Origin of the sequence: Brevibacillus sp. SAFN-007a, from assembly GCF_051967035.1 — a bacterium.
Lineage (GTDB): Bacteria > Bacillota > Bacilli > Brevibacillales > Brevibacillaceae > Brevibacillus.
The window spans coordinates 62361-88553 of sequence record NZ_JBQCKK010000001.1 but is presented as its reverse complement, the minus strand read 5'-3'; the positions used below and the strand labels follow the sequence as shown (position 1 = coordinate 88553).

Genomic DNA, 26193 nt, shown 5'->3' with positions numbered 1-26193 from the left:
AAATATGCGTGGGTACGGCGGATCATTCGCCCTTCAGTTCGGCAAGGCGAGCGATGACCTTATCCCGTTTTTCCATGTAGTCAGCCATTTTCGCCTTTTCTTCTTCCACGACCTTCTCTGGCGCTTTCGCCATAAAGCCGGGATTGTTCAGCTTCTTCTCAATCCGCTCCACTTCGCCGTGCAGCGTAGCCAGCTCTTTTTCCAGGCGCTTCAGCTCCTGCTCGATGTCGATCAAGCCAGCCAGCGGCAAGAACAGCTCCGCTCCCGTCACAACGGCAGACATCGCCTTTTCCGGGATGGCCAGCTCCTCGCTGATCGTGAGCGTCTCCGGATTGCAGAAGCGGGCAATGTACTCTTCGCCGCGCGCCAGGCGAGCCGCGGAGGTCGCATCGCTTGGTTTAATCAGCAGCTCGATTTTCTTCGACATCGGCACGTTGACTTCTGCACGGATATTGCGCACGCTGCGGATAATTTCCATCAACATGGTCATCTCGCTCTCTGCCTCGGTAAAAATCCATTGGTCGTTCACCGTCGGCCAAGGAGCTACGGTAATGCTCTCGCCTTGATGCGGCAAGGCCTGCCAAATTTCCTCGGTGATGAACGGCATGAACGGATGGAGCAGCTTGAGCGTTTGATCCAGCACGGTCACGAGCACGGATTGCGTCGTCTTTTTCGCGGCTTCGTCGCTGCCGTACAGCGGCAGCTTCGCCATCTCGATGTACCAGTCGCACAGGTCATCCCAGATGAAGTTGTACAGGATGCGGCCCGCTTCTCCGAATTCAAACGCGTCGGTCAGGCGCGTCACATCGGCGATGGTCGCTTGCAGACGGGAGAGAATCCACTTGTCCGGGGTGGACAGCTCGCCGCTGAGATCGATATCGTCGTACGTAAATCCGCTCAGGTTCATCAGGGCAAAGCGCGAGGCGTTCCAGATCTTGTTGGCGAAGTTGCGGTTTGCCTCGACTTTTTCCCAGTAAAAGCGTTGGTCGTTCCCTGGCGAATTGCCCGTCGCCAGTGTGAAGCGAAGGGCATCCGCGCCGTATTTTTCGATGACCTCCATCGGATCGACGCCATTTCCGAGCGACTTGGACATTTTGCGGCCTTCGGAGTCGCGGATAATGCCGTGAATCAATACGGATTCAAACGGGCTTTTTCCGGTGAATTCCAGACCGGAGAACATCATGCGCGCCACCCAGAAGAAAATGATGTCGTAGCCGGTTACGAGGACGTTGGTCGGATAGAAATACTTCATGTCCTCGGTCTCTTCCGGCCAGCCGAGCGTGGAGAACGGCCACAGACCAGAGGAGAACCAGGTATCGAGCACGTCATTGTCCTGCTCCAGCTTGTGGCTGTGGCAGCTCGGACATTCGGTGACATCTTCGCGGGATACGATTGTCTCGCCGCACTCCTGGCAGTACCAGGCAGGAATCCGATGGCCCCACCAGAGCTGGCGGGAAATGCACCAGTCGCGAATGTTCTCGATCCAGCGCAGGTAGTTGGTCTTGAAGCGCTCCGGAACGAATTTGACGCTCTCTTCACTGTTGGCGTTGGCCAGCGCGAGGTCGGCCAACGGCTGCATTTTCACGAACCACTGCGTAGACAAATACGGCTCTACGACAGCGTCGCTGCGCTCGCTGTGACCTACCTGGTGGATGTGCTCCTCGATCTTGAACATGACGCCTTGCTCGGTCAGGTCTTTGATGATTTGCTTGCGGCAGGCAAAACGGTCCAGTCCTTTGTAGATGCCTGCCTGCTCGTTCATCGTGCCAGTCTCGTCCATGACGACGATTTGCGGCAGTTGGTGGCGCAGTCCCAGCTCGAAGTCGTTCGGATCGTGCGCTGGCGTGATTTTTACCGCCCCGGAGCCAAACTCAGGATCGACGTACGTATCCGCGACAATCGGAATTTCGCGACCGACAATCGGCAAAATCACGGTTTTTCCGATCAGGTGCTTGTAGCGCTCGTCTTCCGGATGGACGGCGACAGCCGTATCGCCCAGCATCGTTTCCGGACGGGTCGTCGCCACCTCGATGTAGCCGGTGCCGTCCGCGAGCGGATAGCGCATATGGTGCAGAGCGCCTTTTACTTCCTTGTAAATCACTTCGATATCGGACAGGGCGGTACGGGCAACCGGGTCCCAGTTGATAATGCGGTTCCCGCGATAAATCAGCCCTTTTTCGTACAGGCGAACGAATACTTCGCGCACGGCTTTGGACAAGCCTTCATCCATCGTAAAACGCTCGCGGGAGTAATCCAGCGCAAGACCCAGCTTCTCCCACTGCTCGCGGATATGCGAAGCGTAAATGTGCTTCCATTCCCATACTTTTTCGATGAACTTGTCGCGTCCGAGATCATGGCGAGAGATGCCTTCTTCGCGCAATGTCGCTTCTACGCGAGCTTGCGTGGCGATCCCGGCGTGGTCCATCCCAGGCAAAAACAGCGTGCTGTAGCCTTGCATCCGCTTCGCGCGGGTAATGATGTCTTGCAGCGTCGTATCGAGCGCATGGCCCAAGTGCAGCTTGCCCGTTACGTTCGGAGGCGGGATGACGATCGTGAACGGACGCTTCGCCGGGTCGCGTTCCGCTTTGAAAAATTGCTTTTCGATCCAGTACGGATACCATTTGCTTTCGGCTGCCTTCGGGTCGTAGTTCTTCGGCAGCAATTGGTCGATGTCGGTTGTTGGCTGAGTTGACATGGGTAGGCTTCCTCCTCTAGGAAAAATAAAAAAACCCTTCATCCAAAGGACGAAAGGATTATTTCGCGGTACCACCTTTGTTAACATACATACGGCTGGAAAAGCCCGGCGTATGTTCCCTCAAACAAGATAACGGCTGCGAACCGCTTTCGGCTAGACACATCGTGTTCACCAAAAACAACTCCCGGGCGACCTTCAGTCCGGCTCTCCTTAGAGAATCTTCCAGCAACTGATTCTCCTCTCTGCAAAGGGGTCCTGACCTACTCTTCCCGATCATCATTGATCCGATATGCAGTTGTGATATCGTTGCCTTTGTTTATTATATACAATCACGCTGTTTCGCGTCAAACCCGGTTTCGTCCGCTTTTCCCACCGTGATGCCAAGCGCCTCCGTGAAGCCGAGTACGCTTAAAATATCGAGAATTTCTTCGCGGACATTGACAATCTCTACCTGTTTTCCGGAAGCAAGCAGTTCTTTTGTAGTAAAATACAGACTTCCAATACCGGAAGAATCCACAAAGGATACACCTTGAAAATCGACGGTAACGGAATGATTGCGTCCCCCGTACTGCTGGAGCAATTCACCCACTCGATCTCCCACCGCCATGTCCAGCTCTCCGGCGAAAAACAGCGTAGCCTGCCCGTTCGTCTCTGTTGCTCGGTAGTCCATGCTCAAACTCCTCTCAATAGGTATTGGGTCACCTGATTTTGTCTCTCTCCCTCATGTTACCCGCTTCATCCCGCTTGCAAACATTTGGCATTTTCCCCAATGTTCATCAGCTTGACAGCGCACACTCCAGGATCAGCTTCGTTCCTGCCGCCGTGCTGCTCAAATAGATTCGGTCGCAGTATTGCAGCATGACGTGAAAGCCCGCTCCCATGGAATTGCGCGTGGAAAATCCTTGCTGCAGCGTCGCGCGCGGCAAATCCTCCAGCAAAATCCCCTGGCCCTGATCGTGAATCACCACCCGGCAGAGCCGTTGATCGTGGGCAATATAGAGCGTGATCGTTCCCCCGCTGCCGTGCTTGAGCGTATTCGAGGCGGCCTCGTTGACGGCTACCAAAAAGTGCAAAAAGCGATTGGCGACAAATCCCAGCGGCTCCAGCTTGCGCTTGAACGCACTCCTGAGCAAAGCCAAATCCTCCGGTCTTTGGACGTCCATCGCAAGCGATTTGTATCCTTCGCGCAGCAAAATAAACAGCTCCTCGTCGCTGAGCAGCAACAGCTTGCCCGAGGTGGCCACCCCGAGAATATCTCTGTATATTTCCCACTCGCGCCGCTTTCTTCTGCGTTCTTCCGCGATGGCAACCGTCACATCAATCAGCGCAATCCCACACGTTTTGTCCGGCAAGATCGACGCGTACATTTCAAATACTTTTTTCCCGTCGCGACTGACAATCTGCTCCCGCAACGAGCTGCCGTGGATGATCGCCTCGCCCATCAGCCGCCGCATTTCTGCCTCGATATCGGGGTCCGCGCGGTTCGAGCCAAGCGGACGTACTTTGCCATCGTCAAACAGATACAGAAAAATCGTCTCGATCTGGCGCAGGATCGACAGCTTTTGCAGCTCCTGCTTGATGAGACGTCCTCGCTCGTCATCCTGATTCTGCCAACGATGCAATACGTCTGTCGGGTCAAGCTCGCTGTGCAGATGCCACGTATGAAACTCTTCCAGAAGCAACCGCTCCAGCACTTCTTGCTTGCGCAATACCTTTTCGATATCCACGACATAGTAAGAAACACCGTTGATTCCCTGCAGCCCGCTGCCGATAATGCGAAAATCGAAAGCGAGCTCGACCTCCAGGCGTCCATGCAACGGTTTGGCCGGACTTAGCAGGCCGATAGCTGTCCGGCTGACGGCTATCAATTGGGCTTGACTTGTTTCCATTGTCGCAAGCTCCGTCACCTTCACCTTGCGGGGCGGCAGCACTTTCTGGGCAGACCCGCCGGAACGGAGCTCAAGAAGACAGGTGCGACAAGCGGGATTGTCCGGACACTGTTCACACAGAATCACCGTTCATCCTCCTATTCACGGGCGCTTCAGCTCGGGTACTCCCATCAGTGCAGGAGTTTCCATTCTCCGTGGTCCAGCATGCGAACCGGACTGAAACTGCAAAATCAAAACGGAAATGTCATCTGCTTGCTGGCCTTGGCGCGTCTTCGCCCACAGATACGATTCAACGCGCTCCATCGTCCCCTGCTTGTCTGGCTCGTCCAGCAAGGCGGCCAGATCTTCGAGAAGGCCGTGAGAGCTGCGCTGCACCTCTTTTCTTCCGGTATCCAGCAATCCATCGGTGTAGAGCAGCAAGATCCCTTCCTCTGTTAAGGGTACTTCCTCCCGTTGATAGGTGCTATCGGCCAAAAGCCCTAGTCCTACCCCGCCCCGACAGCGAAGCACGTTTTTTTGGGTGGCAGACAAATAGAGCGGCTGCGGATGACCTGCCCTGGCAAGGAGCAACCGGTGGTCCGCTGCGTCGTAGACGGCGACCAGCATGGTAATATACGAGCGGGTTTTCGCCAGATCGGCGTACAAAAGCCGGTTCAGCCGCTGCAAAATGTCCTCCGGGGCCGAGCTCGTCTGCAAAACGGCCCGAACCGCAATCCGAATTCCCGTCGCCCAAATGCTCGCCGGCAAACCGTGTCCCGATACGTCCGCCACGATAAAACAGGTGTAGCGCTCATTGATCTGCACGAAATCGACGTAGTCTCCTCCTACGTACGTGACGGGAACGTAAACCGTCCTCGCGCGCAGGCCGTTCACCTGCCATTCCTCTTTCGGAATCAGCATCGACTGGATTCTGCGGGCGAGGCCCATCTCCCGTTCAAGCTCCTTCAGCTCTGTCGACTGATGCTCATGCAGACACCGCAAAATCAGCCCCCGCACATTCACGAGCAGCAACTGAAAAAAAGATTGTTCCAGTTCTTTTGTCTCCATGACGTACGCGTCGATGGCGGTTTGCGCGACCAGCCGGACGTAACGCGGCGTTTTTGCCGTATCCCATTGCTCCGAGACGACAACGCGCTCCTCGATCAACTGCACCGCAGCGTGATCGTCCCTTTTGCCTCGTTCGATGCGAAAATAGACATCCCCCTGTTCGGACTCCCAGCTGATGCCTAAATACACAAGCGTATGGATTTTGCCAAACCAGGCGTCTGCAAGCTCACTGGTTACTTGATGAATCCTATCGTAATGGACGTCGCTCACGCTGATTTTGTTGCTGGCAATCAAAAGTTCCTCATAACGCTGCTTCAGCTCTGCGACATGCGCCAATTGCCGATTCATCCACTCCGTGCGGGCAAGCTGCTGAGTCAGCCTGGATTCAAGCGTGCTGACCGACGACAGCGTCTCCCTCATCAGCTGGCGGTTGTCCCGATTGTATACATATGCCCAAGCACTCATGCACGCAATGGCAATCGCCAATCCTCCTTTCGCATCGTACGGCATCCCGGACAGCACATACACTCCTACACCGATTCCAGACAAGTAGAGTGCTATTTTCCAGATCATCTGCTCACCTTTACAAGTTCGTCCTGGCCTTCCTGCCCTATACGTTCCCGTTTCCTCCCCTTCTCAAACCTGTGTCGCCCGTGACCGAGCGAAAATCCCCGTAGGGTGAAGCGGCGTTTGTCCGCAGGAAATATAGGCACTGTCCCAGGAAACCTCGCATATGCTGAAATGAGGTGATGTACGATGATGAATTTTCGCTGGAAGTATAATCCTACCTACCTGCGAATCAAATATGGATGCAAGCAAGTGCTGATCCCGTTGATGATTTTTCAGTTCATCCGCACCGTCCTGTTTCCCACCTCGTTTGACGTCATTCTGCTCGGCCTGCTCGCCGTCCTGTACGTCGCCATCGTCCTGGAGTGGTTGTAATGCAACAGACAAAAAGCAACGCCCCACCTTGTGAGACGTTGCTCGTTAAAAGGCTTGCTGGACCCAGCGATGCAGACGCATCAGGCGGTCCATATCTTTTTCCAGGCGCTTCACCGCGTACAGTTCGCTCCAATCCCGGCGATTGTAGTAATAGATGTCGATGTCTCTCATGATTCGCTCCGGATACGAGAGAAACGATGCCAGCAGCTCGATTTCCTCCGGCCGCAACGGGAAGATGGCTGCATAGCGATGATACAGCTGGGAAGCGCCTGCTTCATCTCCCGCCAGTTGAAAATACGTCCGGTAAAACAGCGTGAGGTCGCGCACAGGCGTATCGAAGCTGGCCCGATCAAAATTGAGCAGCTTTCCCTTGCCTTGACGATCCGGCACGATATGGGCCGGGTGCGGATAGCCGTGAATCAGCGACAAGCGAAAATGCGCATGTGTCTCGTGCCGCTCCTTCCAGTCCGTCAACAGCTCCGTCGCTGTCTGGCTCATTTCCGTAATAAACCCTTTGTTGGCCAAAAACACCAGATCAAACGGAGACGGGTACTGCCGTCCTCCCGCTACCTCAGCCGCTTTTTCCATCTGGTTTTGCCAATACTGCCAGCGATGCAAGAGCGAATCGATCAGCGGCTCCACCTGGCGCGGGTCGTCAAACCGGTAATTTTGCGTCAGGTGGTGAAGTTCCGCGAGCCGCTCGATCGCCGGGGTAGCCCAGGCCAACGGCTGTTCCTTCCACTCCTCGTTTCCCGGCTGCCACGGGGTCACATAGTACAAGGAGTCCCCGAGCGCCACAAACGGATCGTCGAATTTCGTGTACGTAAACGGAACCGCCCCGTCCCAGCCTCGCTGCTGTAGCTGGCGCAGCATGTCGCTTACGAAAATCAGCCGCTTGGCAGGCATATTGGACCGTTTGCAGACGTAGGAGCCATAGGGAGTCGCCGCCTTGTACACGTTCGGTTCCTTCAAAAGCTCGATGCTTTGCGCGTACATGTCGTACTCCTGGAACAACGGATAAATGTCCTCATAGCGGCTCATGTACTCCCTCCCTCCTCGATTGCTCTGCCCGGTAGGCAATATGCTGGAGCAACTGGTCGACAGACTCCTGAATGCGCAGGGCCTGCTCAATCGCTTTGACGGAAGCCTCTTCCTTGCCTGCCACCCGCTTCGTATAGGCTTCGATGCTTCGGAATACTTCCCGGGGACGAGCCATAAAGGCAAGCAGCAAGGTATAGTCACTGTAGCTAAGCGGCTTGACCTCCTCGTAGCCGTCCAAAAAGGCATCGATCTGGCTGATGTCTTTGTGCGTCAGGTAGTGATCCCGCAAAAAGCTCGCCACATCCCGCTGCTGCACGGACAAAGCTGGCCGGAAAAAGCCGCGCAAGTAAAGCTCGCCCTTCACCATGCCCCAATTGTCCCGCTGCAATTCCCGGTGCGATACGCTGACCGTATCTGGCGTCACACTCTCATGCGAGAGCATGGCCGAGGAACGTTCCATTCGCTTGAGCATCGGCTGCATCAGCTCGGCTACCCACCTATTTTCTCCCGGCTCGCGTCCGTATTTGCTGCGGAACGCTTCTGCAAAAGCCTTGGCCCGCGTCCACTTTGCATCGGCAGCGATTTGCTCCTGCTTCAAGTAATCCGCGCCGGAGAGAAGCGGACTCTCCTGCTGGGACAGATGCATCATCGCGATGACTCTTCCGCAGCTTCGGGCGAGTTCGGCGCGAGGCTCGCAGGCTTCGATATGCCGGACGTGATCGGTCATGGTGACACCGCGCTTGCCCACCACGAGAAACGGCTTGGTGTCCCGCGTCCGAATAAACCTTTCCACTGCGCGAAACCCCTGACGAGCCAATCGCTCGCGCCAGGCAAACGACCAGCGCATCACATCCACACGCGGCCAGACGTGGAGTTCCTTGGGGCCCCGGTTAGTCTCCAGTAAATAGCAGTCATCGAGCGGCGTGATACGGATCACGCGCGCTCGATAATGCTGGCACACTTCGGAGAGATCGATCTTATCCACGGTCCCCCACTCCTTTATTGTGGGATGTACAAAATCTGTCCCGCGACAACCTGCTCGGAAGCCAGCCTGTTCACTTCCACGATTTTGGAAACGGGCAGCGAATAGCGCTGGGAAATATGCTCCAGCGTCTCATCGCGCTGGATGATGCACACTTTCAGCTGACTCGTACTCTCTTCCTTGCGCCGCACAAAGGAAGTGAGATTTTGCACCGCCTCCATGGTCGCCGGACTGGTGCTGACAGCCGCGCTGTGCCGAGAAGAGCCGGACGAAGAGTCCGCCTCGCTGGCCTGCGCGTCCTGCTTGGCGCGAGTGGCTTGCGAGAAAATGGACGTAATATTGACATTGCTTCGCTCTTCGCGGGATGCCTTGCCGGAGATGGCTACCTTGAGCTCTGTCTCCTCCGTCACTTCCGGCTGCGCGACGACCGGCTCTGCCGCTTCTTCCTCGCCTTCCGCATGCACTTCCTGCACCTGCTCCGCTTCGTAAGGAGACGCAGAATCGGCTGGCTCGGTAGCGACCCGCGCGTAATCCACATCGTCCTTTTCGTGAATGGCCAGAGTCGGCTCCTCTGTTTCCGGCTGCCTGTTGACAGGCTCTGTCGTCTGAAGGTCGCGATAGGCAAGCGCATCGTACGCCGGGGAATCGTACTGGGCCTCTGCCTGCCCATCTGACCCGTAGGAGGCAGGATTCGCGATCCAGGGCTGCTGCGACTCGCTCCTGGCCAGCTCCTGGACCTCGCCGTACGGCTCCTGCACTTCCCCGTATTGCTGCTGGTACTCCTCCTGCCGGTTGTAGGCGATCGCAGGGGCGTCGAATACGGAAGGCGCTTCAGGCGAATCGTAGGACGTCGGCAAGGCTTGCCGCTTCAACTCTTCCTCCAAAGCGGTCAACTTTTCCTCGATATCGTCCAGGGAAGAAGGCGCGGCGTACGTTTGCGGCGTCTCGTCCGCCACATGGGCATACTCCCAGGTCTGCGCCCCCTCCGCTGACTCCTGATGGGCGGAAGCCGGCTGCGCCTGATTCTCGCCAAGGAGAATCCCCATAATTTTCAGGTCGGCGTCAATCAGCATTTGATGCGGCGATTCCAGCTTGTAGTCAAAGCTGTCCACAATGGCGTAAATATCGCCGATTTCCGCAATCCGATCCAACGGAATGGTAATGTTCAACGGGATGCGATGGCCGATTTGTTCCTCCCAGCCATACGTCCCCTCCTCCGACACCTCCTGGCGAAATGGCGGAAAAGTGACAGCCTCAACCAAGGTTTCCGTCCCGCCGCCGTTCGCTTCTGCGGCCTCCCTGATCGGCTCGTATTTTCCTATCAACTGCAAGCAGCCGGTGATGGAGACGTAGGAATCATTTTCTAAAACCTCGACATCGGGTACCAATTCCAGCTCTTGCAACTCGCCGATCCCGGCTCTATCGGATGAGAGGAAAATGGTCTCCTTGATGGCAAACGAAAGCAGCCCATCCTGTAACGCCATTCGTGCTCCTCCTTTTTCGAAAACTTGGCTTTGCCAAGCTGTTTTTGGGCAACGCCTTGTTGCGCCAAGGTCGATACGCAAGACAATCAGCCTCTTGTCGACCAAGTGCAGGACATTTCCCTATACTATATGGACAGGACGAGCGGTTTAGCACCGAAAAAAGGAAAAACCGGGGTTATCTCCCCGGTTGCAAAGATGCGATCAATTCCGAAACGGCCTTTTTTCCTTGCGCGATACAATCTGGCACGCCGACTCCATCATAGGAGGCGCCTGCCACCAACACCCGCGGCAGGTTCGCTTGCAGCTTCTGCCTCACATCCCGCACCCAAGCCTGGTGGCCGACTACGTACGGGATGGCATTGGAAAGACGCGTCACCCGATAAAATTCGGGCTGCTCGCGAATCGTCATGATTTTGCGCAAATCGCGCAGCACGACCTCTACAATCTCCTCATCGGTCATCTGCATGAACGCCTGTTCTGTCGCTCTCCCCACAAAGCTGCGCAAAAGCGCTTTGTTTTTCGGCGCCATGTGCGGCCATTTGCGATGGGCCCACGTGCAGGCCGTAATCGTCGCGCCAGAGTGCCGCGGCACGATGAAGCCTGTCCCTTCCCTCCCCAGTTCAATCCCGCTCTCGGAAAAGGCCATCGCAATCGTCGCGACCATATGCGGCTTGGCGGCGGGAAGAGCAGGCACGCTGGCATACGGTCTGAGCAAAGGCTCCGAGACCGCATGCGGCACCGTAAACAAAACGGCGTCCGTCTCGATTACCTGTCCGTTTGTCAAAACGAGCGTGTACGTGCCGTTCGCCTGCTTTTCCAGCTTGGCTACCCCGCTGTTTTTCAGCACGACTTCACTAGGCAAGCTTTTCTCGATCGCTTCCACGAGCGATTGCAAGCCGTTGGCCAGCGTCAGGAAAATGCCTTTTGGCTTGTCCGGTGTCTTCGCCGGCGGGCGGGAATGCTTCATCGCCAAAATCAGGCTGCGGTGCTGTTTTTCCATTTGCGCGAACTGCGGGAAGCTCGCGAGCAAGCTGAGGTTGTCGAGATCGCCGGAGTAGACGCCGGACAGAAGCGGCTGGATCAGGTTGTCAATGACCTCATCGCCAAGCCTGCGCCGGAATAACTCTCCCACGGAAACATCTTCGTTCCCTTTGGAAGCAGGCAACACCAGATCGAGTGCTGCGCGGATTTTTCCCGGCCAGGAAATCAGATCGGTCGTCACAAAAGGCATCAGCCGGGTCGGCACGCCCATCACGGCCCCTTCCGGAATCGCCATCAACCGATCCTTGTGCCAGATGTACGCCTGCCCTGTACTGTTGCGGACAAGCTCATCGGCTAGCCCGAGGTCAGCCGCCAGCTCTCCTGCACTTGTTTTCCGCTCCAAAAAGGAATCCGGCCCCAGCTCGATGACGAAGCCTTCATGCCGCCACGTCCTGATTTTGCCGCCCAGACGGTCCTCCGCCTCGATCAGTTGGAAGCGGATCGGCAGGCGCTTCGCCTCGATCTCCTTTTGCAAGTAAAAAGCAGCGGTCAATCCGGTGATGCCGCCGCCCACAATCGTTACATGACAAGCTTTCTCGTTCATGCAATCCATCCCCTACTTCGACAGCTTTTTCCCGATGGCATCAGCCAGACAGGAGATAAACGCAGGTCTGGCGTTAGGCATCGGGGGACGATGGTACTGAACACCCAGCTCTTCCGTCACTGCCTTGCATTCGATATCGTTATCGTACAAAACCTCCAGATGCTCCGCTACGAAGCCGACCGGACAGTAGACAAAGGAACGGTAGCCATGCGTCTGGTACAGCTCTCTCGTCAAATCCTGGACGTCAGGGCCAAGCCACGGCTCCGGCGTGTTGCCGGCGCTCTGCCAGCCGATGGCGTAGCGCTCAATGCCCGCCTGCTCGGCGATCAGCTTGGCCGTATCCTCCAGTTGCTGTGGATACGGGTCTGCGGCCTTCAGGATTTTCTCCGGGAGGCTGTGCGCAGAGAAAATGACGACGGCTTGTTCGCGTTCTTCAGCTGGCATCGCGGCAAGCGTGTCCCCAATCGCTTGTGCCCAGTACCCAATGAAGCCCGGCTCCAAATACCAGCTGTCGATGCTCTCGATTTTCGGTCCGCCGATCGCTTCGGAATGCTCACAAGCTCTCCTGTTGTACTCTTTGACGCTGTAGCTGGAGTAATGCGGAGCAAGCACCAGGCTGATCGCCTCGGTAATTCCGTCGCGCTTCATTTGTTCCACCGCGTCCTCCACGAACGGCGCGATATGCTTGAGCCCCAGATAGCCGACAAACTCCCGATCCGGATAGCGCTGATTCATTTCCCGCTCCAGCGCGCGCACCTGCTCGTCCGTAATGTCGGCAAACCGGTTCAGGCCATCTACCGCCTCGTAGCGCGCTCTCAGGTCGTCGAGCAGCTCTTGCGGCGGCTTGCGGCCACGGCGAATGTGCGTGTAGTACGGCTCAATTTCTTCCGGACTGCGCGGCGTTCCATACGCCATCAACAAAAGCCCCGTTTTTGGCTTTGCCATCTTTTTCCCCTCCTGCTCACACGTCCCTTTTGTAGCGATGGATGAACGCGGTCAATTTTTGCAGCGTTTCTACCTTGGCGTCAGGGAATACACCGTGCCCCAGATTGAAAATGAATCCCGGCTGTTTCGTGCCTTCGTCGAGAATGGCTTTCGCTTTGGCTTCGAGCTTCTCCCACGGAGCCAGCAGCAGCGTCGGGTCGAGGTTGCCCTGCAACGTCTTGGTCACGCCCATGTTGCGCGCAGTCGTAATCGAGGTGCGCCAGTCGAGGCCGATCACATCGACAGGCAAGCGGTTCCAATCCGGCAGAAGATGGCCCGCCCCGATTCCGAAATAGATCGTCGGCACGCCGGTTTCTTTCAGCGCTTGGAAAATTCGCGTCATGACAGGCGTTATGTACTCGCGATAATCTTCGTCGTTCAACGCGCCAACCCAGGAATCGAACACCTGAACCGCTTGGGCTCCCGCCTTGATCTGTGCCTTCAAGTAAGTGATCGTCATGTCGCCGAGCTTTTCCATCAGAGCCTGCCACGCAGCAGGTGCGGTGTACATGAACGCTTTGGTCTTGTGATAATGCTTGGAAGGGCCGCCTTCGATCATGTAGCTGGCGAGCGTGAACGGCGCTCCCGCAAAGCCGATCAGCGGGACAGACAGCTGCTCGCGCAACAGCTTGATCGATTCCAAAATATACGGCACATGCGTCTCCGGCTCCAGGTCGAGCAGGCGCTCTACATCTGCCAACGATTCAATCGGATTGCCGATCACGGGTCCGATGCCCGACTCGATGTTTACGTCGACGCCAATCGGTTTTAACGGCGTCATGATATCGGCAAACAGAATCGCAGCATCCACGCCCAGCTGCTCTACGGGCAACCGCGTCACTTCCGCGCATACTTCCGGTATGTAGTTCATCTCAAAAAAGCTATACTTCGCGCGAATGGCGCGGTATTCGGGCTGATAGCGTCCGGCCTGGCGCATGTACCAGACAGGGACATGCTCTGTCGCCTCGCCGCGGCATGCTTTCAGAAACGTATCGTTAAACGGTTTGGAAGTCATGAATAAACCTCTCTTTGCACAATAATCTATCCCCTCCATATGATACCACTGGCTATTCGACAAGGAATGACTCTTTTGTGTCAAAATCTTTTCGTTTCGCCCATTTCCAATCCTATCCATCATTGTTGCCAAACTTCTTCTATTGAATGCGGATATCTCCGGTAGAACTCTTCACGGACAGCTTGGGACCCGCTGTCCCGATGGAAGCCTCGATGCTGCGCTCCTCTTTTTTCGCATAGGAGAGAGGCGCCCAGTTGACCTCGATGTCTCCCGTATCGGATTCCAGCTCCAGTTGCGCGGCTTCCGGCTGCTTTTCCACCAAAATCCGCACATCGCCCGTGTCCGTGCGAATCGTTACATCGTGCGTCAGCTCGGGTAAAACCAACTTGTCGATTTGGCCAGTGGAGCTGTCGATGTCCAGTCTCGCCCGAATATCGGCAAGCTTCACATCGCCCGTATCTGTCTGCACCTCCAGGCGTTCTCCCGCATACCCGGTCAACTCCACATCGCCGGTGTCGGAAAATACTTCCCCCGTTTTCGCTGTGAGCGCTCCGCTTGTGATATCTCCCGTCGCCGTCTCCAGCCGAATGCTCTCGTACGCTTTTTCCGGCAGCCTGATCTCCAGCTTCAACTCCCCACTGCCCGGATAAAACAGCGTCACATGCAGCTTTTCCTGCACCTGTACGCGCAACGTTCCGTCCGCCGTGACCTCGCTCGTCAGCTGTAGCCACTCCTTCTGCTGCTCCGATAGTTCACCCGTCAAGCGCACAGTCGCTTGTGCCGCTGTCGTAGGCATCATGACCAGATCCGCTGTTCCCGCCTCTACGACCACCGACTGGAATGGCTGCTCGATCGTACGCTGCTCCTCGATTTTCTTTAGGGAAAACGCGAAGTACTCCTGCTTGGAGAACAGCCAGACGAGACCGCACACCCCCACGACGAACAGCAGCAAGCTTATGCCGAACAGCTTCTTTCCCCCATTCCCCATCTTATTTCCCCCTAATCATCTGCACGTTAAACTGGAGGTATTTCAGGAATAGACGGTACAGCCACCTGCTCAAACGCAGCAAGCCTGCCGCCAGCATTCCTCCCAGCCCGACTGAAACCAGACTTCCGAACAAAAGCAGAAGCCGCTCCTGGGACGGCGCGGGAACTCCGTACTCCAGTAAAATGCCGAACGGCGCCACCAAAAGCGAGAGGGAGATCGCGTAACAGGCGATCAATACGCCAACCAGCCCGAGCAACGGCCCCAGGACAAACACGAGGTTGAAAAAGCCCAGGCTGATGGTGGCTATGATCGCCCTGGACATATTGCCCACGGACGCATTCGATTGCGCCTGGTCGATCCGGTAGCCTGCGAGCAGCTCGCGCGCCAACGCTTGGGGACTGCCCAGGCTGTCGGCTATTTCCTGTTCGCTTTTTCCCTGCTTGATCCCGATCAAAAAATGCTCCGTATAATCGGCGAGAATGTCCAGACGCTCCTTGTCCGGCAAATCGCCAAGCAGCGCACCCAGCTCGTCCATAAATTCACGCCTTGTCATCTCCCAGTCCCTCCTCGATCATCTCGTTGACGCCGCGATGGAAGATTCGCCACTCCCCGCGAAATTGTTGTCCAGGCGAGCAAACGCAGCGCCAGGACTTCTTTTTTCAACTGTACGTCCATGTCCTTCACCCGTGTCACAGCTTACCAAACAGGTACTGGATATCGCAAGGTACTTTCTGATGCAAAAGGACAGGGAGCTGTTTTGTCCCTGTCCTTTTTCCTGCGGGCACGCTTATTTCACTTCGACGATGCGGCCTTCTGTTTTCGGATTGACTACTTTCTGTTTCATCAGCGCTTCTTCCACGATGCTGTACATGGACAAGCCTGTATTGAAGAACGGCTTTTTGAACGATTCGTAGCCGTCTCCGCCTGCTGCCAAAAAGTCGATGGTCGCGACTTTGTACGTTTTGGTCAAATCAAGCGGCTTGTCGCCTACCTTTACTTCCAGAACGCGCTCGCCGACAGGCTTGGTCGGGTTGTACGTAAAGCTCATGCCGCTGATTTGCGGAAAGCGTCCCGCGCCTGTTTCCACCTGGCTTACGCCGTTTTCCAGCGCCTGCTTCAGCTCTTCTCCCGTCACTTCCACAATGGAAAGCGTATTGTTTTCGAACGGGAGCAGGGTGTACAAATCTTTCTTCGTGATGTCGCCAGCCGGAAGCTGCGTGCGGATACCGCCGCCGTTTGCCAGCGCTACATCCGCTTCGTATCCTTTGATGGACTGGGTGCGCTCCAGCATGATATCGGCAATCAGGTTGCCGACATTGGTTTCCTTCGCCCGAACCAGCGTGCGGTCGCCATCGAGCGGAACCTCGGTTTTCGCAATCACCACGTTCATGACCGTATCAATTTTTTTCACAATCTCCTGAACCATTTTGTCAATTTCCGGGTCTGCCACGACGGTCTCATCGTATTCTTTCAGACCGCCGCTGAATGCTACCAGTTCTTTGCCCAGATAGTACAGGTCAGCGCGTCCCAGCGATTTGCCGTACTCCCAGTCCTGTACGATATAGGTGCCGTTGACCAGTTCAGGCCCTTTCAGCGGGGTGTGGGAGTGACCGCCAACGATCAGGTCGATGCCAGGTACGTTTTTCGCGATTTCGCGGTCGACGTCCACCCCGACGTGGGAAACGACGATGACGTGATCTACTTGTTTTTTCAGTTCAGGGACAACGGCTTTCGCTACTTCGACCGGGTTCTTGAAGGTCAGGCCCTTGACGTTGTCAGGGTGAGTCAGCACCGGCGTGTCTTCGGCTACGAGGCCGACAAACGCAAACTTTTTGCCGCCGATCTCCGCCTGGAAGGTTGGCAAGAGCAGCTCTTTGCCATCTGCCTTGAACACGTTCGCGGAAATGACCGGATGCTCCAGCAGGTCGCGCAGCTTGAGCAATTGCTCGTAGCCGAAGTCAAACTCGTGGTTGCCCGCTGCCATGACGTTGTAATCGAGGCTGTTCAGGATAGGAACGACCGACTCTCCCTTGAACTGGTTCACGAAAATCGTGCCCTGGAACGTATCACCCGCGTCCAGCAGGAGGAAGTTGTCGTTTTCCGCACGCCATTCCTTCAGCAAGGTCGCGATTTTGGCGAAGCCGAACTCTTTTTGGGCCTTGTCTTCCTGAATGTGTCCGTGCGTATCGTTCGTATGGGCAATCGTGACATGGGTTGTAGCCGCATCACCCAATGCCTGGAAAAATTCGCCGCGCGTCACGCTTGCTTTCTTGTCGAGCGCGATTTTGTAGCCCAGCTTTTCCGCCACCTGCGCCAGTTTGGTGGAAGTCAGCACTTGGCCCGGATTTTTGAAGTCGTCCTGGCTTACCGCGCCCTGTGCTTTTGCCCAGTCCAGATAAGGAGTCGCCCAGTGCGCGCCTTTTGCGGCCACCCCGATTTGGGCGCCTTTGAGCTTGGAGAAAACAACCGTCGCCTCTGCAAGCGTAACCGCGCGGTCCAGCGCCAGGTCGCCATTTTGTCCAGCTGTTACAATCGCTTTTTTCACCATCCAGTCCACGTGCCGGACAGGATGCAGCGGAGCCGCGAGTGCGGAAGAAGACAAGAGCGATGCAAATACGACAGATGCAAACGCTGTCATCATGATTCGACGTGCTTTTTTCATTCCCGAATTCCCCTCTCGTCTATGTAAACATGATAGGATATCTCTTCCATTATAACAAAATTTGCTAGAACAATGGGGACTTTTTCCTGATATTTTCGACAAAATCGCCTATTGCCCCTGCCAATTGTTGCGGTGCTTCGACCATCCCCATATGTCCGGCATCAGGCAAAAGCGCTTGAACCACGTTGCTTTTTTGTAGCACGAACGTTTTGGGGACCGGGATGATCTGGTCTTCTGCGCCTGCGACCAACAACACAGGCAGCGCCGTCTCCTGCAAGACGTGGTTGCGGTCTTTTCGATCGCGCATGGCGGAAAGCGTCCGGATCGCCCCGATCGGGCTGGTCGCCACGCCTATTTGTTTGGCAGCCTGGACTTCCGCTGTCATCGACGCGACATGCTGCGGGGCGAACAGTTTGGGGACGAGCGCCTTGATAAACGGCTCCATGCCGTTCTCGCGAATGCTGTCGGCTCCTTTGTCGCGATTGGCCTTGGCCGCTTCGTCGTCGGGATAGGGCGTGGAATGAACCAGTCCGAAGCTGAGCAGCTTGTCCGCGTAGTTTTCTGCGAAAGCGAGCGTAATGTAGCCACCGAGCGAGTGGCCGAACAGATGGAACTTTTCTAGCCCGACTTCCTCTGCCCAGAGCGCAATGTCTTCGGCAAACCGCTCTATGGAGTACGCTTCGTCAGGCGCGGAGCTATGTCCGTGGCCTCGCAAATCGACGGCCAGCACGCGGTACGAGCGGGCCAACAGCGGCACGAGCTTGTCCCAGTAATGCAGACTGCCGCAAAAGCCATGCAGCAGGACGATGGTCTCTCCCGTTCCTTCCTCCACATACGCGAGTTTGATGCCATTTGTCAGTTGTGCTTCTTTTTTCATTTGAACTTGCTCCTTTCTGCTTTTTTTCCACTTTTTGCTTGCCAGCAGCTGCTTATGTTCGTATGATTGGAAAAATAACCCATGTGCAATTTTGAGAAAAGAAGGAGGCTTTCCTCGATGATTCAGACCATGGAAGATTCCCTGCTTGGCTTAGAAGGCCGTCCCCTTCGTTACACCCTGATCCAGGCTGGCGAGTCGCCGTCCCGGGCACTCTGCTTTGTCTTTCCCGGCGCCAGCTATTCCTTCGACAAACCGTATTTGTACTACTCGACGATGCTTTTTTTGCGCAAGCAGGTAGATATCGTCCACGTACACTACTCGTTCGGACAAGGCGACGCGGCCTTTTGGAACAGTCCGTTCGCCGAAAAAAGCGCGTGGCTGCAAGCAGACGCGAAGCAGCTTGTCTCTCATCTGCTCGCCAAGCGGGCGTACGAACAGATTTTTTTCCTGGGAAAATCCATCGGGACGGTTCCGATTGCGTGCGGCCTGCTCCACGCCTCTGCGTTTTCCCGCTCGTCAGCCGTTCTGTTGACGCCCCTGCTGACAGAGGAATCGCTCGCAGCCGATCTGCTTGCTGTCAAGCAGCACATACTGCTTGTCTCCGGCACGCAAGACCCTTACTACCATCCGGCTGCGCTTGAAAAAATCGCCTGCTCCCGGCCAAACGTTCGTCTGTATCTGCCTGAGGGGGCCAAGCATTCCTTGGACGTGGGACTCGATGTTTCCCGTTCTCTGGGCGTATTGCAGTCGGTCATGGACGAACTGGACAGCTTTGTAGGGCAACAACTGGACACCCGTGTCGGAAGCTGACAGCCACCGCCTGGCAGAGCGCGGCTCAGGCAAAAAGCTTGGAGACTCGCTTCCACGCTTTTTTTAGATGCTTGCGGCGGCAGAGCAGCACTTTTCGGATGAACGTTTTTTCCGCCCAGGTCAGCAACCCCTTGGGTACGCTTCTGATTGCTTTTCTCAGCTTTCCTTTGGGCATCGCCTGAATCTTTTTCACCATTTTCTCCAGTTGCTTGCGGTTGTCGCGTGTAAACCGCTTCAAGGCTCTCGGAATGCGCTGCTTTTTCTTGTCGCCGGCATGCAGGCAATACTTGTAGGCTTTTTGGCAGGAAAACGTCTTCCTGGCCCGCCGGAGATTCCATTTAGTAGGATTACCAAACAAGGAAATCCCATGATCGATTCCGTACCACTTGTGCGGCTTTTTCAGCAGCTTCTTTTTCGCCTTTTTCCACGGAATGACCTGGCCGCGCTTGATCCGGCCGCGCGGGCCGCGCACGTGGGCCTGGATGACTGTCGCCACCTTCTACACCTCGTCCCTGCTTTTTTTACAGCATACGGACCTGGGTTCGAAATGGTGAAACCAAAACGAACAAGACCTTTGGCCGACAGGAAAAACAGGTGTTGATCCCTCATCTTTTAGCGGAGGGGAAGGAACCGTCGCTACTGTATTCTCAGACGCCCTGCCAATTCCTGCTAGATGACAGGTTTCTTTACAGAAAAAAAATCACCTCCTGCCTTCCGACAAGAGGTGTTTGCTTCTGTTTTTCGTCCACGCTTTCCTTACGCTTTCAACGTTTTTTGCATCGCGCGGTAGCTTGCTTCGATCGTGCGTTCAATATCTTCCTCGCTATGCGCCACCGAGACGAACATTCCCTCGAACTGGGACGGCGGGAGCATGATGCCTTCGTCCAGCAAGTAGCGGAAGTAGGCGGAGAAGCGCTCCAGATCAGCCGTTTTCGCTGTCTCGTAGTTGATGACAGGCGTATCGGTGAAGAACAGGCACACCATGGAGCCCACGCGGTTGAGCGTGTGCGGGATCCCCAGCTTGCGCGCATTTTCCGCGAGCCCTTCGCCCAGACGCGCAGACAGTTTTTCCAGGTAGGCGTACACGCCCGGCTTGCTCAGCTCTTGCAGCGTGGCCAAGCCTGCCGCCATCGCCAGCGGGTTGCCGGAAAGCGTTCCCGCCTGGTAGATCGGTCCTGCCGGGGCAATCTGCTGCATGATTTCCCGTTTGCCGCCGTAGGCCCCTACCGGCAGACCGCCGCCGATGACTTTGCCCATCGTGGTCAGGTCAGGCTTGATGCCGTACAGCTGCTGCGCTCCGCCAAGCGCGACGCGGAAGCCCGTCATGACTTCATCGAAAATCAGCAGCGTGCCGTATTTCGCGGTAATTTCGCGCAGCCCTTCCAAAAAGCCGGGCTGTGGCGGGACGACCCCCATGTTGCCGCCAATCGGCTCGACGATGACGGCCGCCAGATCGTCGCCGAACGTTTCGAAGGCGAGCTTCACGCTGTCCAAATCGTTGTACGGCACCGTGATCGTATTCAACGCCGTTCCTTCCGGCACCCCGGGGCTGTCCGGCAGACCGAGCGTCGCGACACCGGAGCCGGCTTTAATCAGCAGGCTGTCGGCGTGGCCGTGGTAGCAGCCTTCGAACTTCATGATTTTGTTGCGCTTCGTATAGCCGCGCGCGAGACGCAGGGCGCTCATCGTCGCCTCTGTACCGGAGTTGACCATGCGCACGACTTCTACGGATGGCACCAGCTCGCATACGAGCTTGGCCATCTCGGTTTCCCGCTCTGTCGGCGCCCCGAAGCTCGTGCCCAGTGCCGCCGCTTCCGTAATCGCGGCCAGCACGCGCGGATGCGCATGGCCGAGAATGAGCGGTCCCCACGAACCGATGTAGTCGATATAGCTGTTGCCGTCCACATCAAAAATCCGCGAGCCTTCGCCTTTGGCGATGTAGACAGGGTCGCCGCCGACGCTCTTGAACGCCCGCACCGGACTGTTCACCCCGCCTGGTATGTAATGCTGCGCTTCTGCAAACAACAGCGCCGATTTTTCTCTTGTCATCTCTCTCACCTCGCCAGCCATTTTGCGACATCTTTGGCGTGATACGTAATAATCAGGTCCGCGCCAGCCCGTTTGAAGCCCACCAGCGTTTCCATCACAATCCGCTCTTCGTCGATCCAGCCGTTTAGCGCGGCGGCTTTGACCATGGAATACTCGGCGCTGACGTTGTAGGCGACAATCGGCAGGTTGAAGTTCTCGCGCAGGCGAAGCACCATGTCCATGAAGGCCATCCCTGGCTTCACGATCAAAAAGTCTGCTCCTTCCTTCACATCGGAAGCCGCTTCGCGCAAGCCTTCCCGCGCGTTTGCCGCATCCATCTGGTAGCTCTTGCGGTCGCCAAACTGCGGCGTCGAACCAGCCGCATCGCGGAACGGTCCGTAGAAGGAGGAAGCGTATTTCACGGCGTAGGACATGATCGGAATGTGCGAGTAGCCCGCTTCGTCCAACGCTTGGCGAATCGCGATCACAAAACCGTCCATCATGTTGGATGGCGCGATAATGTCTGCCCCGGCCTTGGCCTGGGACACGGCTGTCTTGCCCAGCAGCTCCAGTGTCTCGTCATTGACGACTTCGCCTTCGCGAATGATGCCGCAATGGCCGTGATCGGTGTATTCACACAGGCACGTATCCGCAATCACGATCATCTCCGGATGGGCTTCCTTGATCTGACGGATGGCTCGCTGTGTAATCGCCTCGTCGTTGTACGCTTCGCTTCCGCAGGCGTCCTTGTGCTCCGGTACGCCAAACATCAGGACGGACTGGATGCCCAACTCGACGATTTCCTTCATTTCTTCCGCCAAAACGTCCAGAGAGAGCTGATACACGCCAGGCATGGAAGCAATCTCGTTTTTAATGCCGGTCCCTTCCACTACAAACAGCGGGTAAATCAGATCTTCCACGCGAACGTGATTTTCCCGTACCAGATTGCGCATTGCCGCACTTTTGCGCAAACGGCGATGACGATCAAATGTGAGTGCCATGTCCATTCCCTCCCAGATTCTCTAGTAAAGCTTCTAGCAGTCCATCCACGGTGTACTCGCTCGCGACCACGTCGACAGCAAGCCCGTTTTTTCTGGCTGTCTCGGCCGTGATCGGACCGATACAGGCAATCCGCACCCGATCCAGCCAGCCTGGCGAGGCAAACGGCGACATCGCCTGGATGAAATGAGTCACGGTAGATGAGCTGGTAAACAAAATGACATCCATTCGGCCTTCTTGCAGTTCTTTGGCCGCTTCCGGCGCGAGTGACCCGTCGATCACCGTGTGATAGACGTCTACCTCCGTTACCGCAAGCCCCAGCTTTCTCAGTTCCGTCGGCAAAGCCTTGCGTGCGATATCGGCTCGCGGCAGCAGCACGCGCTGCCCGGGCTGAAGCTCACCGCGCAAACTCGCGAGCAAGCCCTCGGCGACATAATCGGAGGGGAGGGCCGCAACCGCAAGTCCGTGCTTGGTCAGAGCTTGCGCTGTCTTGGGCCCGACTGCCGCAATCTTCCCCGTAAAGCTGTCGAAGCCGACGCCCACCTCTTCCATGCGCTCCAGAAAAAAACGCACGCCATTGACGCTGGTGAACATCACCCAGTCGTAGCTCGGCAGCTCGGCGATGGCTTCGTCGAGCCTTGTTGTGTCCGCAGGAGGAATCATTTTCAGAAGCGGAAAGGCGTATGCCGCCCCGCCCAATCGCTCGATTTTGTCCACAAGCTCCTGCACCTGGCTTTTGGCGCGAGTCACCATGATGCGCTTGCCCGCAAGCGGCCCGCGCGATCCGCCGACTGTCATTCCTGATTCTCCCGCAGCACCTGTGCGAGTACCTCGCCAGCCCCTTGCGCCAGGAGCGCTTCCGCTACCTGAACGCCGAGCGCCAGTGGATCGTGGCCAGTCGCCGTCTGTTTGAACATCTGCTTTCCGTCCGGCGAGCCGACCATCCCGGTCAAGGTGATCTGCTTGTCTTCTCCTACGATCGCGTAGGCTCCGATCGGAACCTGGCAGCCGCCTTGCAGCTTGTGCAGGAAGCTGCGCTCGGCAGTTACCGCCAGCCGCGTCGGCTCGTCGTCCAGCTGTTTCAACAGGGCCAGCGTCTCTTCGTCATCGGCGCGGCATTCGATCGCAAGCGCTCCCTGGCCGACGGCGGGCAGGCTGATTTCCACCGGCAAAAATTGCGAAATGTGTCCTTCGTAGTGGACGCGCGCCAGTCCCGCTGCCGCCAGGATGATCGCATCGAAGTTGCCTTCTTCCAGCTTGCGGATACGCGTATCAATGTTGCCGCGAAGCGATTCGATCTGAACGTCCGGGCGATAGGCGAGAATTTGCGCACTGCGGCGCAAGCTGCTGGTGCCGATCAGCGCCCCCTCTTTCAGCTCATCCAGCGTCTTTCCGTCCGGGGACAAAAGGACGTCCCGCGGATCAACCCGCTTCGGAATCGCTCCGATCACGAGACCCTCCGGCAATTCAGCCGGCATGTCCTTCAGGCTGTGCACGGCAAAATCCGTTTCCTTCTCGTACAGAGACTGCTCGATTTCTTTGACAAACAACCCTTTTCCGCCAACTTTGGACAGCGTAACATCGAGAATGCGGTCGCCCTTCGTCACGATTTCGTGCAACTCAAATTCAGCCTGCGGCGCGAGCGCCTTCAGCTTTTCGATGACCCAATTCGTCTGGGTGAGCGCCAGCTTGCTGCGACGCGTCCCTACTCTCCATTTTCCCATGACAGCCTCCTTGATGAACAGCCACTACCACCAGCTGTGAAATGTAGATGGCGTGATTCCCAAAAAATTGATGAGCAAAAGCAAAAACGCCAGGACGTTCCACTGGGCCAGTCTGCGCATTTGCAGCGTATCCCGATAGCGCTTGTACAGCCAGAACGAGTAGCTAGCCAACACAAGCATGGAAGTGACCACCTTGGAGTCCAGTAAAAATTTTTCCGGCAACACCATTTTTCCCCAAATGATCCCCAGTACAATCGAAAGAAGCAGCATCGGCACGCCGAGCATGTTCATCCGGTAGGCGTAGCCCTCCAACTGGTCCAGGCTGGGCAGTCTGCGCAGAAGCGGGGTCCAGCGCCGCTCCTTGAGCATTTTATGCTGCAACAGATACATCGCGGAAAAGATCATTGACAGCGAAAACGCGCCATAGCTGAACATCGCCAGCGTCACGTGCGTCAAGAGCAGCTCGGAGGTCAAGACATCCGATACCGCGACGATCGGCGTCTCCGGCAGGAACATCGACATGACCAAGACGACAAAGCCGATAATATTTGTAAAAAAAACCAGTAAATCGATACGAAAAAAATAGTGGAGGGCAAGTGATAGACTTACCAGCACCCAGGAGTAAAAAAACAGTGTCTCGAACAGTGTGATGACAGGAAAATAAGCTTTCATCACGGTCTGCGAGACAAAAAAAGCGGTTTGCAAGGCCCAAACGACAACAAGCAACCCGAAAGCCAAACGATTGACTTTCCGGTTGCTTTGCAAGAAGTCGTTAAAATAGAAGAGAACACTTGCAGCGTAGAGAAAGATCGTCAGGTCGTAGATCCATCTCACCTCGGCCATGCACTCTCTCCCCTCTTTCCCTATCGGTTTCTATCGATGGCAGTATCATCTTTTGCAAAGAAGAGAAGGTCTTTATTTCGGCACACGGGAAGCCAGGACCTGCTCGCGAGCTGCTGGCTGCTTGCTTGTATCGTCTGCCCAGATCGCTTCCTGTTCTTTGCGTTCCAGGATTTCTTCCAGGGCAAACATTTTGGTGAAAATATCCAGCACTTCATCTCCGTATTTGGTAGCTGCCATTTCCTTCAAGCGCACGACCGGATCGTGCATGAGCTGATTGACGATCCCTTTGGTCGTCTTGCGAATAATGTGCATTTCGCGCTCGGTCAAGTTCGGCAGCTTGTTTTCTATCTTGCGCATCGCTTCGCTCTGGATGCTGAGCGCCTTCTCGCGCAGCGCGGCAATCAGCGGCGCTACGCCCAGCGTCTGGTACCAAGTCGTGAAGGCCACAATCTCCTCTTCGATCATCACGTTCAGCCGCTCCGCTTCCCGCGAGCGCTCCGCGACGTTGCTCGCGACGATTCCTTCCAGATCATCGATATCGTACAAAAAGACGTTATCCAGATCGTGCAGGTCGGGATTCAGGTCACGGGGAACCGCGATATCCACCATGAACAGCGGACGGTGCTTTCTCTGCTTCATGATGGGGGCCAGGTCCTTTTTGCCGAGGACGTATCCGTTCGCTCCCGTTGAACTGATGACGATGTCGGCAGTGAGCAGCGCTTCGGGCAACTGCTCCATCGTACAGGAGTCCCCTTTGAATTTTTCCGCCAAAAGCTGCGCCCGCTCCAGCGTGCGGTTCGCGACCATGACGCGCTCGGCGCCGTTGGCGTGCAAATGCTTGGCCGTCAGCTCGCTCATTTTGCCTGCTCCGACAATCAGGACGGATTTTCCGGCGAAGGAGCCGAAAATCTTTTTCCCCAGCTCCACGGCTGCATAGCTGACTGATACGGCGTTCTGGCCGATTGCCGTCTCTGTATGCGCGCGCTTGGCAAATGTAATCGCTTGCTTGAACAGCGTGTTGAACACCGTTCCGGTCGTTTTCAGCTCCTGCGCCATCAAAAACGCATCGCGGACTTGTCCGAGAATCTGCGTCTCTCCCATCACCATGGAATCGAGACCGGCAGACACGCGGAACAAATGATCGATGGCCTGTTCATTTTCTTTTATATACAGGTGATCTTTGAATTGTTCTTTGTCCACGCCGAACCATTCTGCCAAAAAGCGACGTGTATAGTCACGGCCGATATTGGCCTGATCGCAGACCACATACAGTTCCGTACGGTTACATGTCCCCAGGATGACACATTCCGCAATACTCTTCGTCTGGGAGAGAAGATGAAGAGCGCGCGCAGTCCCATCATCGCTAAATGTAAACTTTTCGCGTACTTCGACAGGTGCCGTTTTGTAGTTTAAGCCCAGCAAAAGAATATCCATAATGTCCTCCCAGAATGACATACATGCATACGCCATATGTAAAATGCACTATTATTATAACATTATGTCCCGAATCGGCCACGAGTAATTGTGAAAAGTTTATTAACGGACCGTAGACTTGACGCTGATAGAGTCGAACCCCGGCTTTTCACTCGCGGCAAAAA

General features: G+C 56.0%; 23 protein-coding genes and 1 other annotated feature. Of the genes, 2 read left to right on the top strand and 21 right to left on the bottom strand.

The features are described from left to right. Nucleotides 1–22: 22 nt before the first annotated feature. The 4 genes from ACTHO6_RS00410 to ACTHO6_RS00395 all read right to left on the bottom strand — a co-directional run bounded on the left by ACTHO6_RS00410 (nucleotide 23) and on the right by ACTHO6_RS00395 (nucleotide 6204). Nucleotides 23–2695 (bottom strand): valine--tRNA ligase, encoded by a 2673-nt coding sequence (locus tag ACTHO6_RS00410; protein WP_440238210.1) that lies wholly within the window; start codon nucleotides 2693–2695, stop codon nucleotides 23–25. A 42-nt stretch (nucleotides 2696–2737) separates the two neighbouring features. Beyond that, nucleotides 2738–2981 (bottom strand) — a binding site (T-box leader). A gap of 33 nt (nucleotides 2982–3014) precedes the next feature. Then, nucleotides 3015–3365, bottom strand: coding sequence for an STAS domain-containing protein (locus tag ACTHO6_RS00405; RefSeq protein WP_440238208.1), 351 nt, complete (start codon nucleotides 3363–3365; stop codon nucleotides 3015–3017). A gap of 106 nt (nucleotides 3366–3471) precedes the next feature. Beyond that, the gene (locus tag ACTHO6_RS00400; RefSeq protein ID WP_440238206.1) at nucleotides 3472–4710 is read right to left on the bottom strand and encodes an ATP-binding protein; all 1239 of its coding nucleotides are present in this window, start codon (nucleotides 4708–4710) and stop codon (nucleotides 3472–3474) included. A 15-nt stretch (nucleotides 4711–4725) separates the two neighbouring features. Further along, complete coding sequence (locus ACTHO6_RS00395) at nucleotides 4726–6204, bottom strand: PP2C family protein-serine/threonine phosphatase (RefSeq protein ID WP_440238204.1); 1479 nt, start codon at nucleotides 6202–6204, stop codon at nucleotides 4726–4728. A gap of 183 nt (nucleotides 6205–6387) precedes the next feature. Here ACTHO6_RS00395 and ACTHO6_RS00390 point away from each other — a divergent pair, with 183 nt between their 5' ends. Further along, entirely contained in the window at nucleotides 6388–6573 is a 186-nt protein-coding gene (locus ACTHO6_RS00390; RefSeq protein WP_025847019.1) for a hypothetical protein, read from the top strand. A 45-nt stretch (nucleotides 6574–6618) separates the two neighbouring features. Here the strand turns inward: ACTHO6_RS00390 and ACTHO6_RS00385 are convergent, their stop codons facing one another. The 10 genes from ACTHO6_RS00385 to ACTHO6_RS00340 form a co-directional block, all read right to left on the bottom strand. After that, nucleotides 6619–7614 carry a hypothetical protein gene (locus tag ACTHO6_RS00385; protein ID WP_440238201.1) on the bottom strand — a complete coding sequence of 332 codons (996 nt, stop codon included), beginning with the start codon at nucleotides 7612–7614 and terminating at the stop codon, nucleotides 6619–6621. Beyond that, nucleotides 7601–8599, bottom strand: a complete 999-nt coding sequence (locus ACTHO6_RS00380; RefSeq protein WP_440238199.1) for a phosphotransferase — start codon at nucleotides 8597–8599, stop codon at nucleotides 7601–7603. The genes ACTHO6_RS00385 and ACTHO6_RS00380 overlap by 14 nt, the downstream gene beginning before the upstream one ends. A gap of 14 nt (nucleotides 8600–8613) precedes the next feature. Further along, nucleotides 8614–10080 (bottom strand): LysM peptidoglycan-binding domain-containing protein, encoded by a 1467-nt coding sequence (locus tag ACTHO6_RS00375; protein WP_440238197.1) that lies wholly within the window; start codon nucleotides 10078–10080, stop codon nucleotides 8614–8616. A gap of 175 nt (nucleotides 10081–10255) precedes the next feature. Next, nucleotides 10256–11665 carry a protoporphyrinogen oxidase gene (gene hemY, locus ACTHO6_RS00370; RefSeq protein ID WP_440238195.1) on the bottom strand — a complete coding sequence of 470 codons (1410 nt, stop codon included), beginning with the start codon at nucleotides 11663–11665 and terminating at the stop codon, nucleotides 10256–10258. A 12-nt stretch (nucleotides 11666–11677) separates the two neighbouring features. Further along, on the bottom strand, nucleotides 11678–12610 hold the full coding sequence (hemH, locus tag ACTHO6_RS00365) for a ferrochelatase (protein ID WP_440238193.1): 933 nt from the start codon (nucleotides 12608–12610) through the stop codon (nucleotides 11678–11680). A 16-nt stretch (nucleotides 12611–12626) separates the two neighbouring features. Continuing rightward, on the bottom strand, nucleotides 12627–13664 hold the full coding sequence (gene hemE, locus ACTHO6_RS00360; protein ID WP_440238191.1) for a uroporphyrinogen decarboxylase: 1038 nt from the start codon (nucleotides 13662–13664) through the stop codon (nucleotides 12627–12629). Between the two features lie 139 nt (nucleotides 13665–13803). After that, complete coding sequence (locus tag ACTHO6_RS00355) at nucleotides 13804–14652, bottom strand: DUF4097 family beta strand repeat-containing protein (RefSeq protein WP_440238189.1); 849 nt, start codon at nucleotides 14650–14652, stop codon at nucleotides 13804–13806. A 1-nt stretch (nucleotide 14653) separates the two neighbouring features. Continuing rightward, a complete protein-coding gene (locus tag ACTHO6_RS00350; protein WP_440238187.1) occupies nucleotides 14654–15205 on the bottom strand; it encodes an HAAS signaling domain-containing protein in 552 nt (183 codons plus the stop codon). A gap of 234 nt (nucleotides 15206–15439) precedes the next feature. Next, nucleotides 15440–17314: a bifunctional metallophosphatase/5'-nucleotidase gene (locus ACTHO6_RS00345; protein WP_440238185.1), complete on the bottom strand. Its 1875-nt coding sequence runs from the start codon at nucleotides 17312–17314 to the stop codon at nucleotides 15440–15442. A gap of 64 nt (nucleotides 17315–17378) precedes the next feature. Continuing rightward, nucleotides 17379–18191 carry an alpha/beta fold hydrolase gene (locus tag ACTHO6_RS00340; RefSeq protein ID WP_440238184.1) on the bottom strand — a complete coding sequence of 271 codons (813 nt, stop codon included), beginning with the start codon at nucleotides 18189–18191 and terminating at the stop codon, nucleotides 17379–17381. 117 nt (nucleotides 18192–18308) lie between these two features. Here ACTHO6_RS00340 and ACTHO6_RS00335 point away from each other — a divergent pair, with 117 nt between their 5' ends. Continuing rightward, complete coding sequence (locus tag ACTHO6_RS00335) at nucleotides 18309–19001, top strand: alpha/beta hydrolase (protein ID WP_440238183.1); 693 nt, start codon at nucleotides 18309–18311, stop codon at nucleotides 18999–19001. Between the two features lie 25 nt (nucleotides 19002–19026). On the opposite strand, the gene ACTHO6_RS00330 is transcribed toward ACTHO6_RS00335, so the two are convergent. From ACTHO6_RS00330 to hemA, 7 genes are all read right to left on the bottom strand, one after another. Continuing rightward, nucleotides 19027–19497 (bottom strand): hypothetical protein, encoded by a 471-nt coding sequence (locus tag ACTHO6_RS00330; protein WP_440238181.1) that lies wholly within the window; start codon nucleotides 19495–19497, stop codon nucleotides 19027–19029. A 260-nt stretch (nucleotides 19498–19757) separates the two neighbouring features. Continuing rightward, on the bottom strand, nucleotides 19758–21050 hold the full coding sequence (hemL, locus tag ACTHO6_RS00325; protein WP_440238179.1) for a glutamate-1-semialdehyde 2,1-aminomutase: 1293 nt from the start codon (nucleotides 21048–21050) through the stop codon (nucleotides 19758–19760). A 5-nt stretch (nucleotides 21051–21055) separates the two neighbouring features. Next, nucleotides 21056–22030 carry a porphobilinogen synthase gene (gene hemB / locus ACTHO6_RS00320; RefSeq protein ID WP_440238177.1) on the bottom strand — a complete coding sequence of 325 codons (975 nt, stop codon included), beginning with the start codon at nucleotides 22028–22030 and terminating at the stop codon, nucleotides 21056–21058. Next, entirely contained in the window at nucleotides 22014–22826 is an 813-nt protein-coding gene (locus ACTHO6_RS00315; RefSeq protein WP_440238175.1) for a uroporphyrinogen-III synthase, read from the bottom strand. The genes hemB and ACTHO6_RS00315 overlap by 17 nt, the downstream gene beginning before the upstream one ends. Then, the gene (gene hemC / locus ACTHO6_RS00310; protein WP_440238173.1) at nucleotides 22823–23752 is read right to left on the bottom strand and encodes a hydroxymethylbilane synthase; all 930 of its coding nucleotides are present in this window, start codon (nucleotides 23750–23752) and stop codon (nucleotides 22823–22825) included. Before hemC ends, ACTHO6_RS00315 begins: the two co-directional genes overlap by 4 nt. A 24-nt stretch (nucleotides 23753–23776) precedes the next feature. Next, nucleotides 23777–24595 (bottom strand): cytochrome C assembly family protein, encoded by an 819-nt coding sequence (locus tag ACTHO6_RS00305; RefSeq protein ID WP_440238171.1) that lies wholly within the window; start codon nucleotides 24593–24595, stop codon nucleotides 23777–23779. Nucleotides 24596–24667: 72 nt separating this feature from the next. After that, on the bottom strand, nucleotides 24668–26029 hold the full coding sequence (gene hemA / locus ACTHO6_RS00300; protein WP_440238169.1) for a glutamyl-tRNA reductase: 1362 nt from the start codon (nucleotides 26027–26029) through the stop codon (nucleotides 24668–24670). Nucleotides 26030–26193: the final 164 nt, after the last annotated feature.